This window comes from Cytobacillus sp. FSL H8-0458, assembly GCF_038002165.1.
Classification (GTDB): domain Bacteria; phylum Bacillota; class Bacilli; order Bacillales; family Cytobacillaceae; genus Cytobacillus.
The window spans coordinates 1,985,811-2,003,261 of sequence record NZ_JBBOBR010000001.1 but is presented as its reverse complement, the minus strand read 5'-3'; the positions used below and the strand labels follow the sequence as shown (position 1 = coordinate 2,003,261).

Sequence of the window (17,451 nt, the reverse complement as noted above, 5' to 3'; positions counted from 1 at the left end):
CACTATCTTAAGTATACTTTAATATTGAGACAGCATTTCTATTTCAATCCATTACTTCCTATAATATATATTATGTAAACTAGAAAAAACATCAAACGTACCAATAAGTTACCTCTTCAAGTTGTTCATATGGAAATTACTTCTCTGGCCCACTTATCATTCATACAGAATATACCATCAACAGTTAGCATCAGTTATTCTCATATTTATTTTTAACATTAAGCAATTGTAATATTTTATCCTTATTCACCTCAAAACCAATAAAGATCTTTGGGCGTTTAATAAAACTTGGAAGTCTTTTATCTTTTATAACAATAGCAGGCACAATTCGCGAACCTGTTCTCTCTTTCATTTCTTCTTCTTTAGCTGGGTTCCGGGTTAAATCATATTCAATATATTTAATACCGTATTGCGAAAGAAACTCCTTCGCTTCTTTACAATCCAGTCAAGTTGATCTTGAATATATTTCTATTTGAACTTTTTGCAAGTTAATCTCTCCTTTAAATTCTCGACTTATTGATACTTTACCCTTAAAGTCTAATTAAAAATAAGTAAATTTGTATGCTACCATTTGATTTATCAGACTTTAACAAATACCAGGTTATTAAAAGTTAGGCTCCCGACATTTTTTTAGTATCCTCTTTTAAACAATAAATAAAAAAATCATAGTGCATAACAAATATGTCTTGTTCTGCATATATTCTTGAAATTTAAGAATTATAATTTAAATTAGCAGTTCTTGAGAAACGGATGAATAAAGTGAAGAAAATTTCTATTTAGCTTGGAGTTGTGTTCTTTCTAATTATCTTCAGCCTTGAGATTTTTATGTTTTTCTTTTTACATTCAGCCCTTGTGGATTCAAGGAAAGAAGAAGAGTTTCTTTCCTTGCAAGCAAGAGGTAATGCCCATAGGGACATACTGGAAAAGCACTTTGAAGCAGATACAATCTCACACGTAACTTTAATGGAATCCGAGGCAAATACTGATGTCGTTATCAGTGATATGAATGGTAAGATCCTTGGTTCATCAGTATCCTCCTTTAGCAATTTCCGATATATAACTGTAAAATGTGCAGAAAATATGGTGTAAGCACATGTAATAAAAAACTATGCTTTTTAATCTTTTCCTCATTCGATAAATATTTATACCTCTTGAACTTTCAAGGTTAAGCATGAGGATTTACAAAAGTAAATAGCTGCTAGCAAAATCCCCCACCAAAAGCCTGTAAATCAAAATTAAAAATGGGGTAGGTGCCTATTAGTTTCTGGGGAACAAGATCGTTATTGTGGTGCCATTATTTAATTCACTATTAACCCTTATGTCTCCACCATGTGCATTCATTAGTGCTTTTACTATGGAGAGGCCAATACCAATTCCCCCGGTTTTTCTAGTTCTGGATTTATCACCTCTGTAAAAGCGTTCAAAAAGATGGGGAAGATCCTCTTCATCAATCCCAACTCCTTCATCGGTTACAACGAAACCTATACTGTCATTCTCTTCAAGAAATGAGATCACCACCTTTTTATTTGGGGAAGTATATTGAAGGGCATTATTAAGAATGTTAGTTAATATTTGAATAACCCGGTCTTGATCAGCATGAAACCATAATTCTTTTCCATAATTAAGGATTTGAAGTTTTACTCCCTTTTCTTTAAAAATTGGATCAAATTGATTTTTTAAGAAACATGCCATCTTATTTGCTTCTATATTACTCATATTTAACTTAATCTGCGGATTCTCAGCAGCAAGAAGTTTTTCTAACTCATTTACCAGACGCACTAAGCGCATTAACTCATTATGGCTTTGTTGCAGCCTTTCTGGAGTAGGCTCCCAAATTCCATCCTGAAAAGCCTCTATTTGACTTCTCAATGTTGCAAGCGGTGTACGAAGTTCATGTGCGAGGTCTGCGGTAAACTGCTTTCTAAGATTTTCTTCAGTAAAAAGTGTACTGGCTAAACTATTAAAAGACCATCCAAGAGGCTTCATTTCCTCAGTCAATTCCTCAACGTTCAAGCGGGTGTTCCATTTATGCTTTTGGAGCTCCTGTACAGCAGCGGAAAGTTTATTGAATCCAGAAGAAAGCCATTTGGAAAATAAAATACTAAAGCAAACTGAGAGTATAAGTGTAAAAAAAGCTGCAGCATAAACATATCTTTTAATAGCTTGAAAAAATGAGAAATCCTCAGCGAGTAATTCCTCTTGGTAATACACTTGTAAGCTGCCAATAATCCTATTATCTAAAGAAAGATGATAAGTATCTGAATTGTAGTTCGCCTCCGAATCTTGCCGATGGGCCTTCCCCATATTCTCCATCATCTTTCTCATTGAGTTAGTTTCAATGAGAATTTTTCCATCTGAATTATATATTTCATAATATAGATTTTCTGTCATAGCTTGATCATGAAGAATACTTAAAACTTGGTCACTTTGTAGTGAGCCAGTATTTTTATACTCTTTAAGTATTTCTTCCTTAATCAGATTTATATTTTTCTCTCTTCCTTCTAATAAATAATCATTAAATCGATCTTCAAAACCCCATAATATCGAAAGACTAGTTAATAATATGCCTGATAACGATACTATTAAGAAATAAATTAATATTCTAGAGCGCATGGTTTTCCGCATGGGGCCGTCCTCCAAACTTATAACCCATTCCAAAGACGGTCAGTATATAATCAGGCTGTCGTGAATCTCTTTCAATCTTTTTTCGAAGGTTCTTAATATGAGTGTCTATGCTTCGTTCATATCCTTCATAATAAGTTCCGTCCTCCTGGCATTTTTCAAGTAACTCCGTCCGACTATAGACCCTGCCTGGGTAACTGGCCAGTGTAATTAGGAGTCTATATTCTATTGGTGTGAGGGCTATAATATTACCTTTCAATTTTAATTCTTTTTTTATTGGGTCAATAATCATTTCTTTTTCATTAAATATAAACTCATGATCCGATATCCTTTTATTCAATCGCCTTAAAATTGCTTTAGCTCTCGCTACTACTTCTCTTGGACTAAAGGGTTTTTTTACATAATCATCTGCTCCAAGATTAATTCCATTTAATAAGTCCTCTTCGTTTGATTTTGCAGTAAGCATGATTATTGGTACATCACTTTCTTTTCTTATTAAACGGCATATTTCTTCTCCGGAAATATCCGGAAGCATTAGGTCTAGAATAATAATATCAATGTCATTTGCTTTTGCTTTTTTTAAGGCATCTATTCCATTGGAAGCCATCAGTATATCCCAGCCCTCCTTTTCAAAGTAGGCCTTTAATACCTCAAGAATCATATCTTCATCATCTATAAGAAGAATTTTTGTCACGGTTAACCACTCCTTGTGTTTATTTTATCATCCTCGATTATTAAAATTGTAATCTTCATATATTCCACATAAGTTCTCCATAAGATCTACATTTCCTTAGAGTATTCTAAAAACAAGAAAGGAGATGAATATTCATGAAAAAACTTGTGATTGGTATCTTAGGTGCAGGGTTTATTTTGGGGGCAGGAACATATGCATTTGCAGAGGAAAACGGAAACGGAGGTTTAAACTTCGGGCAAATGAAGCCCATGATTGAAGAAATGCATCCTGACCTCTCAACAAAGGAGCAAAAAGAAATGTTTGAAGCGTGCCATGGTAATGATGGAATGATGCAACAAAGTGATGCTGAAAGTATGATGAATAACCTTTAGGGAAGGTGATTCCTAATGATGGTCGGATATGGAATTGGCATGTTGGGTTTTGGTTTTATAGGTTGGCTGCTTAATCTTACCATGATTGGAATCGTAGTATTTTCACTGTGAAAATGGCAATAAAAAAATCAAAAGCCAATCTTTAAACTTGGATAAAGCAGCAGCTGAACTAAAAACATAATCAGCAATTAAAAACGCTTGGAAATAATAATCCCAAGCGTTTTTGATTTGCTCCCATCCTTGAGCAAAGCGTTTGTAATCTTTCAAATTTTGATCATTTTCATCATAATTATTATAGAACATCTAAATAAAGTTTTACTTTTTATTGCGATAGTGTTTGCTGTAGTGATTTTGTTGGTCATGGTGAAGTAAGGAAAAACCAACAAGATAGAAAAATCATTTTTTTATCTCCAATTTTATGAGTATTAAAGTTTATTAAAGATAATGGAACAAGGGTTTTCCGGATATCCAACTCTGAAGCAAGAGTTGATTTCTTTTTCTTGGATTGTTGACCATTTATAATAGAAGAGTTTAAAATTATAAAAAGTGTTTTAGATATATCTCACTTTTATCATAAAAGTGTGCATAATCTATGCATACACGGAAAAAATTGATCATGCATATAATTGCTTAAAAAAAGAAAAATGTGGAGGTCAATGGATATACAACTCAAACCGAAATATTAAGAAAACTCCCCTCTCGCACTCTTTAATAAAATGAGGTGAAAATAATTGTGTTTTACTCATGATGTTATTGAACGGCAAGCCCTTAAAATATGTGAAGAGATGAAGATGCATACCATATACTGCTTAGTGGGTATTGCTATCACTGGTGGTCAAATCAGGAAGATTCAAGAAAATACATCCATTGAAAGCAGCTTTAATTTACTACCTGGAGAAGCTTTCCCTTTGATCACAAAGGTCATGCTTCAAGATGCTAATGGAAGTCATTATTCGGTTTCACCAGATGAAGCAGGGCTTCAATTTGCTAAGGGTGAAGTTACTTATAAAGAATATAAACGTCTTCAAGCTAAAGAAAAAAGACAGTTAACTACTATATTATTAGCCTCAGGTGGGACATTATTTTTATTGAGTTGGTCAGTGCTGCGTTTTTTAATTTAAGCGCCTTACATGAGTACTTAATATAAAAAAGACAAGGACGGCTCATAACTGGGCGGGATCATGGTGAGTATGGAAAAACTAAAAACTTGAATGCTAATGAAATCGTTTTAACTGTTCATCCTTCAAAATTTTCCTATGACCCTTTAGAGATAACACTTACAAAAGGTAAAGAAGCCTCTCTTTTATTAAAGGATCTAGATAATTCGGATCATGACATTGAAATAAAGGAAATAACCGTTAAGACAGAAAACAATCAATATGGTAACCATAGCAATGCTCAGGCTGATTTTCATCTCCATGTATCAGGAAAAAATGAAGCCACTCTGACATTTACACTTCTTAAATCTGGAGTATATGAATTCTATTGCTCTATTCCTGGTCATAAGGAAATGATATGATAGGTACAATTACAGTAAATTGAGAATGGCCATCCCTTCTGTATTACTAAAGGGATGGCCTTTTCTTACCGTTTTCAAATTAAAAGATTTAAATTACTTTTACATAATGATATCATTTTGGAATTGCTCTTTATCTGCATTTCGGTAATTTTGTGCTTTTTTATGTACACAACCAATAAAACCACATATGTATATTCATCTGCATCTCAAAATTTATAAAAGCAATAAATTTCCTCGACAATTCTATTAAAGACTCCAGTAAGTAATGGTATCAAGTACTCCAATTATAAGCATTATGATACCAGTAATTTTTTGAACAATTGCCCCTATTCTTCTCCCCTTTTTCACAAACTTCCCTCCTAGCTTCAGATACCAGATAAGAAAAACAGAAATAATAAGAGGAAGAGAAGTCCCTATTGCAAAGATTGGAGGCAATATCATCCCATAATTTACTGAGAGTGCCATTGGCATCAGAGTGACAAAGAATAGCACGAACATGGTGGGACAAAAACCAAGGCTAAAGCTCACTCCCATAAAGAAGGCTCCAACTCTCCCTTCCTTTTTAAATCTCTCAAAAAAGTCCCCTAGTGATATTGATTTCCTGAATTTAAGGAATCCCAGCAAGAATAAGCCGATCAATATAAACATTGGTCCAATAATTCTCCTTATCCAAGGAAAATAAACGGTCAAAGAGGTCTTAATCTCACTTCCGAATATCCAAACTAATAAACCAAAACCTGAAAATACGGCTATTTTACCCAATGTAAAATACATAACTTCTTTCCAAGCGGTGTTTTTTTGTATAGACCTGCTGCCGTATAATGTAATGGCTCCCAAATTCCCTGTGAATTGACAGGGTGCCAATGCTCCTACAAGGCCCAATATAAAAGCTGATATTATGGGTATGTCTATAGTACTCAAACCAATATTAATTAAAGGCTGGCTAAAGAAGTTGCTTATTATGCTGAAAAACTCATACATTTTTAAAACCCCTATTGCTGAAAAATGAAAATCCTATTTTGTTTACTCATCATTCATAACATTTAGATATGAAGATTTAATGAAGAAATAAGATATTTAAGGAATCTACAAAAAAATGGATATTATTTTTTCTAATAGAGGTGGGGTTATATCGTAATATAATTAAAAAAGCCGATCTTTGAATGTTCAAAAATCAGCTTCAATTATTCTAAAAGATATGTGTTGATGAAAAAATGCAGCAAATCATCAGTTAAGGATGCAAATTACCCTTCATTACCACTTACTTCCTCTGTGTCCCAATAATATTCACTGAAAATCTCCGCAAACGCTTCAATAGAATGTTCAAGTTCAGTGTTGTTATTTTCTACTCCCCCAAACTCAAGCAGCATGGACTGGCTGGAAAGATCTTGGTTATAAACTCCGTTCCCATCGTCTTTTGTTTTAATAAATACACCTCTGCTAATCCCTGGATACTTTTCTTCTAGTTTTTTGTTTAATTCTTTAGCTAAAGCAAGATTCCTTTCGTAGTTTATATTTTCCTTTCCGACTATAAAAAATAATCTTGCAAATGGCTTACCGTTTATCATAGCAGTTGTTAGTTTCTTTGGCTGGGAGTCTCTGTGAATATCAATAAGATAATTAATGGAAGAGTTTTGGGCCATTACCTCTTTTACTGTTTCTCTTGATAGAGCATAAGAATAATTATAATTCCAATTTTTCTTTTTCAATTCTTCTGTAACATTAGATGTACTATGATTTGCTCCTATCCCTCGTTTCATTAATTCATCTTTCAGCTTTTTACCCACGGCTATAATATTTTTACTTTCATTTAAACTTACAGCTTCATTAGCCGTTTTTTTTCCGGCAAGTAAAGGCAAAAAGGCCTCCCAGCTGTGTGAATGATAAATATACGCAACATCTTTTCCGGTTTTAGGGATTGGTGAAGCTCCCTTTTCTTCTATACCTTTTGGTTGGTCTTGGTCCTTTTCTGCCTGCTCTTTCTCTTTCAACAGAATCTCCAGCGGTGGAGCTGATTCAATAGGCAACGTGGTAAGGTTGGTTCCGAGACCTGCTATGGCAATTTCGGTGTTAAAAGTAGAGAATCCAGGTATTTCTCTGCCAAGAAAAGTCCGAATGTCTTCTAGCCAAATATTTGTAAAGGTGAGAAATACAACTTGGGAAATAGAGGGCTCTTCTTCCTTAATACTTGATTTTAGCGGACCTATTTCAGTAGACATTAGCCTTAGAAAGAAATTAGTATGCACTTTTTCACTAGTAGCTGTTATTATAGAAGAATTTAATCTTTCTTTTAAATCAAGAAAGTTTATAAAAAATGTAATACTAAAAATCAAGAAAAAAAGGGTCAGATAAATCCAGTGAACTCTTATAAACAAAATAGATGTATTCTTCCTTTCTTTCATTTGTGCACTCCGTTCTATTTATTCATTTATTCACTTTATACTCAGAATATATGAACAAAAGAAGGATAATAGAATAAAATTTTGGAAGAATCCTTTGATCTAATAGAGTTTGTATTTCTTCACTGTGATTATCCCAATTAAAAAAGCCGAATACATACAATGAAAAAGGCTTGTATACATCGGCTTTCTTAAAGTGTTTTCAATATCTAAGAACTACTGCTGAATTGGGTCAAGTTCACTTTCAATGATCCATTTGTGATTGTCTACTTTTTCGCCGGTTGTGGTAGTAAAGTCAAGCATATAGACAGTAGTTTCGACCGCTGATTCAATGACCGCTTTTGCTCCGTCCATACCTTCCATATGATCTGCATTAAGGATAACTTCCTTCCTCCTTTAAATTATTTCACATGTGTATATACCTAAAGGGTTAATAAAACATCTTAATGTTTCTTAAACTAAAATTTATAAAGAGACGCAGCGATGGTTCCTTTAGCTGGCCATCGCACTCCTATTCACTCTTTCCCTGATAGCATTAAAAAATAATTAAAGCTATACATAAAAACCAATCAGAGTAAAACTATGCAGCTACTTTACTGATGCACAAGAAGTTATTCGGAACAGTGTAGAAGAATTTAAAATAGTAATTGAGGGAAATAGCAAATTGGATTAAGAAGATTTCAATATGTATTACATTAATATTGTAGAGTACGAAAAAGCGGTGATGTAAGGACAGTTTGAGTTAAATTATAGCTGTTTAATAAGTAAAAAAGATCGAAGCAAGCGTTCGATCTTTAGAATCAATTTATTTAATTTTGCCTGCTTCTACAATGGCATCCCAATTATTAGCGCCGTTAGTTGTAAAATATATGTCTCCATTAAATGTAACAAATGTCATTTCCTGTTCATTATTTGGGTTTTGAGCAAAATACATAACTGCATCTTCATTCATTTTAGGCAATGCTATTTCCTCTTCTGTTTCATCAGACAGAGAAACCTTTGTCAGCTTAGCTGTACCATCGTAAGTCCCGTAGATTAAGCTGTCCTTTGTAAAAAAGACGGATGTACCTTGTCCGTTTTTCGAGATTCGCTCAAAGGTTTCACCTTTATCCTTTGACAGGTATATTCCTTGCTGACCAGATGCAGCCAAATAATCAGCTTTTTGAGGATGTACAGCAACACTAAGTAATGTATCATCCAGACCATTTGCTGCTACTTCCTTCCATGTCTTTGCCTTATCTTTGCTAAGATAGAATTTTCCTGTTTCCATCACGGAATTTTTCTGTGGATTCATTAGGAAAATCACCTGATTTTCAAACCCAACTCCCATCAGGTGAAAATCTGTTTCACCTTCAAGAGCTAGATGTTCAAGAGTTTTTCCATCATCGGCACTCTTTTGTATTCCTAATGGATTTGGAAGGCTTGAATCCTGTCCAGGGTGCCCACTCGTATAAAAGCCGTCTTTTGTTGCATTAAAGCCCATATAGTCATTGTTTTCTTCCTTAGTTTTATACCATTTCCCTCCATCGTAAACCTTTAATCCATCATGAGCTGCATAAAAGGGCTTGTCTTGATTTCCAGAATAGCCTACCCCGTGGATGTGATCAATTTTCCCATCAAAGACTTCAAAAAAGCTATTGGTTACCGCCTCTTCCCCGCTTCCCTGTTCACCAGTTTGGGTTTCTGATTGATCTATATCCTTGTTATTTTTTTCTTCAGCCTGGCCACATGCCGCAAGACTAAAAGTTAATGCAAGGACTGCTAGTAATAAAGACTTTTTCATAGATCTCACTCCCGCTACCAATTATAGGATCATTTCAGGAAGAGGGCAAACTAATGGAACTCCACTAGGACGAAACAGATTACTTCCTCCTAAATTTTCTATAAAAACCACATGCCTCTCAAGTTTTTCATTTTCTCTACTCTTCTTTAAACGATCACATAAACATTACAATAAAAATATGCACTTAATGTGCAGAAAGCGGTAATACGTAAGTTATTACTTAGGGGAGAATTGTTAGCGAGAGTGGAGGCTTTAAACTATGTGTTTTCCCTTGAATCACTGCTAAAAAGTATCTGGGATAATAATGCCCAGACAGATAACAGACATATAAGAAATATCCGGAATAAGTTAATCACTAAAGAAAAATAGGATGTAAATGATGGAGAACAAAGAAGCTGGACACTTACTAATTAGCAAACACTACGAAAATGATCATTTAAATAAAGTAAATTTTTAGGAACGGAAAGTCTCTATTCCAGTTGAACTGAAAAAATGTTAAAAATTTACTGAGATTAAAAGGTAATTCAGAAATTGACCAAATGCCCACATTAAATGCGGGCATTTGGTCAATTTCTCTTCTATTGCTTCTTCTTCTCAAAACCAAGCTCATCTGCCATTTCAGTGAGTGCTGACATGTTTTGGTTCTTAAAAGCATTGTTCATATTTGATTTGTTCATGATTTGCTGCATGGGATGCATATTGGCGTTGTTATTTCGGCTTCGTGTAAAAGCTACCGCTGCTGTGCTCAGCACTATGCTTATCAGCGATCCCCATAACCATCCCCAGTTGCTCTTTCTTTTTACGCCAAACATATTCATCATTGGCCTGCGCATATTCCCCATATTATTGAAAAGCGCTGAAATCCAGTTATTCAACTGCAAGCACTCCCTTATTAAAAAACGAATTTGGACGAGATCTTAACTCTTCCGGTTCTTAATTTTCGCTTATGGGAATGCAAATATGCTGGCAATTTTTTTGATGGTCTTATTAATTCCAGTTAAGCAAATACTTCTTGAATACCCAGAAAAAATCAGCAGAAAGATCACATATAAAAATGGAAAAAAGCCAAAATACACGTGTGATTTACTAATACAGAAAGCAGGTATGACAATGACAGTTGGAACTCAAGTAAAACAGGCCATTGCAGGGTTAAAAAGCGCTCAGGCAAGCCTTGAAACCTTTGCTCTTGCAACCGATAATCAAAATGCTAAGCAGCTGTACCAAAGCGCTGCCCAGCAGACGCAATCCATCATTGATAGCCTTGAACCAAGGCTTCAGGAGATTCAGAAAGAAGAACCTCAATATAATCAATAAAGCAAATGGCTGGCTTTTGCCAGCCGCGTTTTATATAAAAACTCTTATGAATGGTGTGATTCTCTCGATGACCATTGCTTCTGATGTCAGTCAATGTCTTGCAGCCATACGTTCTATTGAAGCACAATTATCCAGCCTTGCATTAACTTCAATGGACGAAGAAGCTACACGTCTTTTTCATGAATCTATGCTGGAGATTAGCACAATAAAAAATGATTTGGAAAACAGAAAAAAGGTTATTGAGTTAGAGGAGCCTCAATATAAACCAAATTAATCAAATATGGAGATGAAATTATGCCAGAGTGGCTGCTGATTGGTGCTCGTTCTATATTGTTCGTAGGTGTTCTATTCGTTATCACTAAACTGATTGGGAAAAAACAAATTTCTGAGCTTTCATTTTTTGAATATGTATCAGGCATCACCATCGGGAGTATAGCCGGTGAGATTATTATGGGATTAGATAACCACTGGGCCAGCGGAATACTATCCATTATGATTTTTGGTCTTGTAACATTATTTGCTGATATGCTCGCTCTTAAAAGCAAAAGCTTCCGTGATTTTTTTGAAGGAAAAGGAACAATATTTATTAAAGATGGGAAAATATTAGAAGACAACTTAAAAAAGGAACGATACTCCATAGATGACTTATCCTCTTTGCTCCGACAAAAAAATGTCTTTAAGGCAGCCGATGTGGAGTTTGCAGTTCTGGAGCCTCGTGGCGACCTTAGCATTATGCTGAAGAAGGAAAACCAGCCGCTCACTCCAAAAGATCTTCAATTGAACCTGCCTCAGGAAAAAGAACCGCAAACGGTTATTATGGATGGTAACATTCTAAACGATCCATTGGCCGGATCAGGAAAAAGCAAAAAATGGCTGAAATCTGAGATAGAGAAATTAGGCCTTACACAGGAAAATATTTTTTTAGGACAAATTGATTCTTTTGGTGAATTAACTGTGGATGTCTATGATGATTCAATTAAGGTTCCTGCACCCCAACAGCGTCCTCTGCTTCTGGCCATGATTAAGAAGTGTGCAGCGGACCTGGAGATATTTTCATTGCAGACTGATTCAAAAAGTGCACAGAAAATGTATGAAAGAAATACTGAAAAGCTTAATCAAATTATTCAGAAACTGGCTCCGTACCTAAAGTAATCTATCGCCTTCCCTCCTTCCTTCTTCCATCCATCAAAAAACAAACACCAGATATTTGGTGTTTGTTTTTAACAGGTTCCTTTTCCTTCGTTCTTCCATACTGCCTTTTGCATAATCAGAGCTGCAATCGCTATTAATGCAACGAAAAGTAAGCTTACGAAAAAACCAAATCTAATTGATTTTTCAAGTAATGTTCCGCTGACCGCAGCAAGGATCAGGATCAGTCCAAACATGGCAAGGATCTTGCCAAATATCTTGTTCTCCAATATCCGCAGTGCCGAAATAATAATGAAAGACCAATTAAATAAAATCATGATCCCTGCAGCAGTGGTAATGTATTCATAAATTTTCCCCGGCAAAAGCAAAGCTGTTACAATGGATGCTATTAAACCCGCTGTAGCAAGTGCGAGCGATGGCAGCGGCAGGTCCTTCCACTTTTTTATCTTCTTTGAAAAAAGACTTGGAGCATCACCATCATTAGCTAAAGTAACCAGTAATGATGTAACTCCAAACAATGAAGCTGTCATGGTCGAGAAGCCGGCAATTATGATGGCTGCATTAAAAACGTGGGGAAAAAAGTCCAGGTTATAATGTTCCATAGCAGTTACAAACGGACTTTCTTTTTCATTAAATTCCCCATGTGAAGCCATATAAACCGCTAAACCAAGGGAAATGACATAAATGATCACCAGCACAATCAGCATGATAATGCCGGCTTTGGGAGCATCTTCTTTCTTTTTTAATCGGGTAGCCATGAGCCCGATTACTTCAATTCCTCCATACGCATAGAAAGCATAAATTAAGGAGGACCAAAAGCCCTTTAAGCCCTCAGGAAACCAATCTCCAGCAGAACCAGGGAATCCCGGATGCTTGACATCTCCATCCATTACACCTGCCATAGCAGAAAAAGCCAGAATGATGAACATGATGATGGCAGCAGTCTTAATAACTGCAAAGAGGTTTTCTGCCTTATCAAAGCCTTTGCTTCCTGTTAAGACGACAATAATTGAAAGAATGGCATAGCACGCTGCAAAAATCCAAAGCGGGACATGAGGCAGCCAGAATCTTGTTAAGATGGATAGCGCGGTTAACTGGCTTCCCATGATTAAAATATTGGAGCACCAGTAATTCCAGCCGCAGCTAAACCCTGCCCACTTCCCATACGCTTTATTAGCATAATAACAAAAAGATCCTTCCTGAGGGTCCTCTGCTGTCATTTTAGCTAAAAGATTATAGACTATATAAGTTCCGATAGCCGCTAATATAAATGAAAAAACAATGGCTGGTCCGGTTATCTTGATTCCAATGGCAGATCCCAGGAAAAATCCGGTTCCGATGGTGCAGCCCACACCAATCAGTGATAATTGCCACCATTTTAAATCACCTGATTCACTTTCTTTTGAGGAATTGCCGCTTGGAAGAAAAAAATCCATGATGTACCTCCCTCTTTCCGTTACTTACTGGCAAAAAAATAAGCCGATTCAGATGATGATCGGCTTCCGTTTCAATGTCACATGGAAATTTGCCAGAATTCTTATTTCTATTTCTCAGAACTGTCGCTTTTTAATCCAGTTACAGATCGGAACAGCTGAGTGTGCATGCTTCCCTGGACAATATCCTCAAGGAAAAATTGCTCAATCAGCTTTTTGTATTCCTCATCTTCAAACATCTTTTTGTTTTGCAATTCCATCTCTGCCAAACCCTCGTATGTGGATAGAAAAGCATATGTATGATCATCTCCTGAAATTGGCGATAATAGCTCCACCTTGTGCTGATAATTTTCGTTCCGATAGCTTTGAATCATCCTCAGATTTTTTAAAGCTTCAACGAAATTATCCTGCTTCACTTCAAATGTTTGGTAAACGAAAACAGACATGATAATCTCCTTCCCAATTTTTAGAATGTATTAGTCACCTTCCACCAGGTGGAATAGTTGCTCGGAGTTTTCAATATTTTCGAAGCTTATGCCGTACCTTTCTCAAGAGCAATATAGTAAAGGACAAGACATAAATTTCGGCGTTATTGCCTTGCTGTGAAGCATAGCACTCCATTATTGCTTAGTGTGTTTATTAGTACAGAAAATATCCTTGGAATTGTTAAGCAAATAACAAAAAACAGCCCAATGGAATCGGGCTGTTTGTATATTTATTAGACCATAACTTTGCAGATATCATTCGTAAACTCCACAGGGTCGCTGATTGGCAGGCCTTCAATCAGCAAGGCCTGATTATATAGGAGGTTTGTATAAAGACTTAACTTTTCCTTATCATTCTCCATTGCATTTTTTAAAGCTTGGAACACTTCATGGCTTGAATTGATTTCGAGTACCTTGTTCGCTTTAACATTCTGATTGTCAGGCATGCTGCTTAGGATTTTTTCCATTTCAATGGTGACTTCCCCATCGGCTGTAAGGCAAACAGGATGGCTTTTAAGTCTTTTGGAGAGTCGGACATCTGTCACTTTACCTGATAAAATCTCCTTCATGCTGCTGAACAATTCCCTATGTTCTTTTTCTTCTGATTCGGATATCTTTTCTTCCTCATTCTCTATGCCGAGATCGCCGCTTGAGACTGACTTAAATTCCTTCTCTTTATAGGACATCAGCATTTTTATGGCGAACTCATCAATATCTTCTGTAAAGTACAGGATTTCATAACCTTTATCTGCCACAAGCTCGGTTTGTGGGAGCTTTTCGATTCTTTCGTGTGACTCTCCAGCAGCATAATAAATATATTTCTGGTCATCTTTCATTCGGGATACATATTCATCAAGTGATGCCAATTCCTTTTCTGTTGAAGAATAGAACATCAATAAATCCTGGAGTGTTTCTTTATGAGTTCCGAAATCGCTGTATACACCATATTTTAATTGTCTTCCAAATGACTTGTAAAATTGTTTATATTTTTCCCGCTCATTTTTCATGAGACTTTGAAGCTCATTTTTAATCTTTTTGCTGATGTTTTTCGCAATAAGCTTCAGCTGTCGGTCGTGCTGCAGCATCTCCCTTGAAATGTTAAGTGATAAATCTTCGGAGTCCACCATCCCTTTGACAAAACTGAAATAATCAGGCAAAAGGTCTCCACACTTATTCATGATTAAAACGCCATTCGAATAAAGCTCCAGGCCTTTTTCGAATTCTTTAGAGTAATAATCAAATGGAATATTTTCAGGAATATATAAAATAGCATTATAGCGGATCGTGCCATCCACACTTATATGAATATGCTTTACCGGCTTATCAAAGCCATAGTGCTTCTCCTGATAGAACCTTTCGTAATCTTCGTCTGTCAGTTCACTCTTGTTTTTCCGCCAGATTGGTACCATGCTGTTGATGGTCTGCTCTTCGGTAATTTCTTCAAACTCATTCTCTTCTTCTTCTTTCGGTTTTCTGATTGTAACATCCATTTTAATTGGATAGCGGATGAAGTCAGAGTATTTTTTTATGATCGACTTTAATCGGTACTCTTCTAGGTATTCATCATAGCTTTCATCCTCTGTATTTTCTTTAATTTTTAAAATAATTTCAGTGCCGACCGCTTCTTTTTCATATGGTGCAATCGTATACCCCTCAGCACCATGTGATTCCCATTTGTACGCCTGTTCACTGCCAAGTGCTTTGCTGATCACTGTTACAACATCAGCGACCATGAAAGCAGCATAAAATCCTACACCGAATTGGCCAATAATATCATGGCCATCTTTAATCTCATTTTCTTTCTTAAAAGCGAGAGAACCACTTTTGGCGATGACACCCAGGTTGTTTTCCAGTTCTTCCTTTGTCATCCCTATGCCGGTATCTTTAATTGTTAAGGTTCTGTTTTCTTTATCAGGAACGACTTTTATGTAGTAACTGTCTTTATCAAACGTTAAAGAATCGTCTGTAAGTGCTTTGTAGTAGATCTTATCGATCGCATCACTGCTGTTGGAAATAAGCTCCCTCAGAAAAACCTCTCTTTGAGAGTAGATGGAGTTGATCATCATTTCCAATAATCTCTTGGATTCTGCCTGAAACTGTTTCGTTTCCATGTTAGTCTCTCCCCTTATTTTTTCATTTCCTTAGCACTCAAGTCTTTCGAGTGCTAACCAATATTTAATTATCATATTATTTTAATTGTGTCAACAGGATAAAACTCTCACAAAAAAAGTACCCTCACTGAGGATACCTTTTACAGCAAACTAAATTCATAGCCTTTATCCCGAATTCCAGCAATTAAACCAGCCAGAGCTTCAACAGTCTGGGTTAATTCATGCAAAAGAATGATTGCTCCGTCTTCAAGGTTCTCTATAACGTTGGTGATAATTTGTTCAGGCTCCTCCTTGAGCTCCCAGTCCATGGACGAGATTCTCCACAGGATGGTGGAGAGCCCTAGCTCTTTGGCTGCAGCAATGGTATGTTCATTAAACTGTCCAAACGGGGGCCTGAATAGCTTCAATTCCTGGCCAGTGATGGATTCAATCTTTAATTTGCTGCTCCTTAGATCCTGGATTTGTTCATTTGGAGTCAATTTAACATAATTGGAATGCTTTGAAGAGTGAGTTCCTATCTGATGGCCTTCTTCCAGGACTCTTTTCCACGGACGACCGGGGTATAAGAGCCTTGATTGCCAGAAGAAAACAGCTGGAACCTTTTCTTTCTTCAATATATCCAATATTTCCGGAAGAACTCTTGCCGGCCCATCGTCAAAAGTCAGCGTTACTGTTTTCTTCGATGGATGTCCGGCATTAAATAACTTGATGTCAGGGTCATTCGAAACGTACACGACGTTCGAGCTATCCACTACTCATGGACAATTGGCCATTCTTCTGCCTCCTGTTCTTAAGTTGATCGGATATATGATTTTTCTTGATAACTTTCTGCATCATATGTAAATACATACATATCATCTGTAAACTGTTCCGGTTTACCATCAAAAACAACTTCCCCATCTTTTAAAGCAATAATGCGGGTTGCATAGCGTTTAGCCAATTGAACATCATGGACATTAATTATGGTTTGCAGACCATGCCGATTATGCATCTCCTGCAGCAGGCTGAAAATCCGGTCTGAAGTTCCAGGATCCAGGCTGGCAACAGGCTCGTCTCCCAGCAGGAACCTAGGCTTTTGAAGGAGAGCCCTTGCGATGCCGACTCTCTGTTTCTGCCCTCCGCTAAGATGTTCAACCCTGCGGTCGATAAAGTCGGTTAAGCCCACCTCTGCAATGACTTGTTTAGCCTGAGCTTTTTCTTCCTCTGTAAACCAGCCAATGAGGTTCTTAAAACTGCTCCTGTAGCCGAACATGCCTGTCAGAACATTTTGCAGGACAGTCAATCGAGGAACTAAATTAAAATGCTGAAAGATCATTCCCATCTCCCTGCGGATTCTCCGAAGCTGTTCATCACTAAGTGCAGAAAAGGATTGGCCATCCCAGATGATTTCCCCTGATGAAGGTGTCTGCAGGCCATTTAAACAGCGGATCAGAGTGGATTTTCCGGCACCGCTTTTACCTAGCACGCAAACAAAATCTCCAGGGTGTATCGTCAGATTTATTGAATTAAGCGCATTATGCATCATGCCGGGATAACGGACTGTTATATTTTGAATCTCAAGCATTTCCGGC

At 36.5% G+C, this 17,451-nt stretch carries 20 protein-coding genes and 1 pseudogene; 7 read left to right on the top strand and 14 right to left on the bottom strand.

Annotated features, from left to right (window positions below; genetic code table 11):
- Positions 1-190: 190 nt before the first annotated feature.
- Entirely contained in the window at positions 191-445 is a 255-nt protein-coding gene (locus tag NYE23_RS25275; RefSeq protein ID WP_445662615.1) for a glutaredoxin family protein, read from the bottom strand.
- A gap of 440 nt (positions 446-885) precedes the next feature.
- On the opposite strand from NYE23_RS25275, the gene NYE23_RS09775 reads away from it, so the two are divergent.
- The gene (locus NYE23_RS09775; protein WP_341077457.1) at positions 886-1,089 is read left to right on the top strand and encodes a hypothetical protein; all 204 of its coding nucleotides are present in this window, start codon (positions 886-888) and stop codon (positions 1,087-1,089) included.
- A gap of 168 nt (positions 1,090-1,257) precedes the next feature.
- On the opposite strand, the gene NYE23_RS09770 is transcribed toward NYE23_RS09775, so the two are convergent.
- The gene (locus tag NYE23_RS09770; protein ID WP_341077455.1) at positions 1,258-2,625 is read right to left on the bottom strand and encodes a sensor histidine kinase; all 1,368 of its coding nucleotides are present in this window, start codon (positions 2,623-2,625) and stop codon (positions 1,258-1,260) included.
- Positions 2,603-3,316, bottom strand: coding sequence for a response regulator transcription factor (locus NYE23_RS09765; protein WP_341077454.1), 714 nt, complete (start codon positions 3,314-3,316; stop codon positions 2,603-2,605). The genes NYE23_RS09770 and NYE23_RS09765 overlap by 23 nt, the downstream gene beginning before the upstream one ends.
- Positions 3,317-3,450: 134 nt before the next feature.
- On the opposite strand from NYE23_RS09765, the gene NYE23_RS09760 reads away from it, so the two are divergent.
- The gene (locus NYE23_RS09760; protein ID WP_341077453.1) at positions 3,451-3,687 is read left to right on the top strand and encodes a hypothetical protein; all 237 of its coding nucleotides are present in this window, start codon (positions 3,451-3,453) and stop codon (positions 3,685-3,687) included.
- Positions 3,688-3,789: 102 nt separating this feature from the next.
- On the opposite strand, the gene NYE23_RS09755 is transcribed toward NYE23_RS09760, so the two are convergent.
- Entirely contained in the window at positions 3,790-3,954 is a 165-nt protein-coding gene (locus NYE23_RS09755) for a hypothetical protein (RefSeq protein ID WP_341077452.1), read from the bottom strand.
- 464 nt (positions 3,955-4,418) lie between these two features.
- Here NYE23_RS09755 and NYE23_RS09750 point away from each other — a divergent pair, with 464 nt between their 5' ends.
- Positions 4,419-4,808 (top strand): hypothetical protein, encoded by a 390-nt coding sequence (locus NYE23_RS09750; RefSeq protein ID WP_341077450.1) that lies wholly within the window; start codon positions 4,419-4,421, stop codon positions 4,806-4,808.
- Positions 4,809-4,894: 86 nt separating this feature from the next.
- Positions 4,895-5,206 (top strand): cupredoxin domain-containing protein, encoded by a 312-nt coding sequence (locus tag NYE23_RS09745; protein ID WP_341077448.1) that lies wholly within the window; start codon positions 4,895-4,897, stop codon positions 5,204-5,206.
- Positions 5,207-5,452: 246 nt separating this feature from the next.
- Here NYE23_RS09745 and NYE23_RS09740 read toward each other — a convergent pair whose 3' ends face one another.
- The 5 genes and pseudogenes from NYE23_RS09740 to NYE23_RS09720 all read right to left on the bottom strand — a co-directional run bounded on the left by NYE23_RS09740 (position 5,453) and on the right by NYE23_RS09720 (position 10,263).
- Positions 5,453-6,187: an urease accessory protein UreH domain-containing protein gene (locus NYE23_RS09740; protein WP_341077447.1), complete on the bottom strand. Its 735-nt coding sequence runs from the start codon at positions 6,185-6,187 to the stop codon at positions 5,453-5,455.
- A gap of 263 nt (positions 6,188-6,450) precedes the next feature.
- The gene (gene spoIIP / locus NYE23_RS09735; RefSeq protein ID WP_341077445.1) at positions 6,451-7,608 is read right to left on the bottom strand and encodes a stage II sporulation protein P; all 1,158 of its coding nucleotides are present in this window, start codon (positions 7,606-7,608) and stop codon (positions 6,451-6,453) included.
- 213 nt (positions 7,609-7,821) lie between these two features.
- Positions 7,822-7,992 (bottom strand): annotated as a pseudogene (locus NYE23_RS09730) (YdhK family protein); the annotation flags it as partial.
- A 418-nt stretch (positions 7,993-8,410) separates the two neighbouring features.
- Positions 8,411-9,388, bottom strand: coding sequence for a F510_1955 family glycosylhydrolase (locus tag NYE23_RS09725; RefSeq protein ID WP_341077444.1), 978 nt, complete (start codon positions 9,386-9,388; stop codon positions 8,411-8,413).
- Between the two features lie 578 nt (positions 9,389-9,966).
- A complete protein-coding gene (locus NYE23_RS09720; protein ID WP_341077443.1) occupies positions 9,967-10,263 on the bottom strand; it encodes a hypothetical protein in 297 nt (98 codons plus the stop codon).
- A gap of 235 nt (positions 10,264-10,498) precedes the next feature.
- Here NYE23_RS09720 and NYE23_RS09715 point away from each other — a divergent pair, with 235 nt between their 5' ends.
- The 3 genes from NYE23_RS09715 (at position 10,499) to NYE23_RS09705 (ending at position 11,854) form a co-directional block, all read left to right on the top strand.
- Entirely contained in the window at positions 10,499-10,702 is a 204-nt protein-coding gene (locus NYE23_RS09715; RefSeq protein WP_048010071.1) for a DUF1657 domain-containing protein, read from the top strand.
- A 67-nt stretch (positions 10,703-10,769) separates the two neighbouring features.
- Positions 10,770-10,976 (top strand): DUF1657 domain-containing protein, encoded by a 207-nt coding sequence (locus NYE23_RS09710; RefSeq protein ID WP_341077441.1) that lies wholly within the window; start codon positions 10,770-10,772, stop codon positions 10,974-10,976.
- 20 nt (positions 10,977-10,996) lie between these two features.
- Positions 10,997-11,854, top strand: a complete 858-nt coding sequence (locus NYE23_RS09705) for a DUF421 domain-containing protein (RefSeq protein ID WP_341077440.1) — start codon at positions 10,997-10,999, stop codon at positions 11,852-11,854.
- Positions 11,855-11,922: 68 nt separating this feature from the next.
- On the opposite strand, the gene NYE23_RS09700 is transcribed toward NYE23_RS09705, so the two are convergent.
- From NYE23_RS09700 to phnC, 5 genes are all read right to left on the bottom strand, one after another.
- The gene (locus NYE23_RS09700) at positions 11,923-13,287 is read right to left on the bottom strand and encodes an amino acid permease (protein ID WP_341077438.1); all 1,365 of its coding nucleotides are present in this window, start codon (positions 13,285-13,287) and stop codon (positions 11,923-11,925) included.
- Positions 13,288-13,394: 107 nt separating this feature from the next.
- Complete coding sequence (locus NYE23_RS09695) at positions 13,395-13,730, bottom strand: hypothetical protein (protein WP_341077436.1); 336 nt, start codon at positions 13,728-13,730, stop codon at positions 13,395-13,397.
- A gap of 272 nt (positions 13,731-14,002) precedes the next feature.
- Positions 14,003-15,880, bottom strand: a complete 1,878-nt coding sequence (htpG, locus tag NYE23_RS09690; protein ID WP_341077435.1) for a molecular chaperone HtpG — start codon at positions 15,878-15,880, stop codon at positions 14,003-14,005.
- A 140-nt stretch (positions 15,881-16,020) separates the two neighbouring features.
- A complete protein-coding gene (locus NYE23_RS09685) occupies positions 16,021-16,632 on the bottom strand; it encodes a polysaccharide deacetylase family protein (protein ID WP_341077433.1) in 612 nt (203 codons plus the stop codon).
- 38 nt (positions 16,633-16,670) lie between these two features.
- Positions 16,671-17,444, bottom strand: a complete 774-nt coding sequence (phnC, locus tag NYE23_RS09680) for a phosphonate ABC transporter ATP-binding protein (RefSeq protein WP_341077432.1) — start codon at positions 17,442-17,444, stop codon at positions 16,671-16,673.
- Between the last annotated feature and the right edge of the window lie 7 nt (positions 17,445-17,451).

Coding starts and splice junctions, on each gene's coding strand:
- NYE23_RS09770 (WP_341077455.1), bottom strand. CDS start 2,625: ATGCGGAAAACCATGCGCTCTAGAATATTAATTTATTTCTTAATAGTA.
- spoIIP (WP_341077445.1), bottom strand. CDS start 7,608: ATGAAAGAAAGGAAGAATACATCTATTTTGTTTATAAGAGTTCACTGG.
- NYE23_RS09705 (WP_341077440.1), top strand. CDS start 10,997: ATGCCAGAGTGGCTGCTGATTGGTGCTCGTTCTATATTGTTCGTAGGT.
- phnC (WP_341077432.1), bottom strand. CDS start 17,444: ATGCTTGAGATTCAAAATATAACAGTCCGTTATCCCGGCATGATGCAT.
- NYE23_RS09700 (WP_341077438.1), bottom strand. CDS start 13,287: ATGGATTTTTTTCTTCCAAGCGGCAATTCCTCAAAAGAAAGTGAATCA.
- NYE23_RS09710 (WP_341077441.1), top strand. CDS start 10,770: ATGACCATTGCTTCTGATGTCAGTCAATGTCTTGCAGCCATACGTTCT.
- NYE23_RS09725 (WP_341077444.1), bottom strand. CDS start 9,388: ATGAAAAAGTCTTTATTACTAGCAGTCCTTGCATTAACTTTTAGTCTT.
- NYE23_RS09760 (WP_341077453.1), top strand. CDS start 3,451: ATGAAAAAACTTGTGATTGGTATCTTAGGTGCAGGGTTTATTTTGGGG.
- htpG (WP_341077435.1), bottom strand. CDS start 15,880: ATGGAAACGAAACAGTTTCAGGCAGAATCCAAGAGATTATTGGAAATG.
- NYE23_RS09695 (WP_341077436.1), bottom strand. CDS start 13,730: ATGTCTGTTTTCGTTTACCAAACATTTGAAGTGAAGCAGGATAATTTC.
- NYE23_RS09740 (WP_341077447.1), bottom strand. CDS start 6,187: ATGTATGAGTTTTTCAGCATAATAAGCAACTTCTTTAGCCAGCCTTTA.
- NYE23_RS09715 (WP_048010071.1), top strand. CDS start 10,499: ATGACAGTTGGAACTCAAGTAAAACAGGCCATTGCAGGGTTAAAAAGC.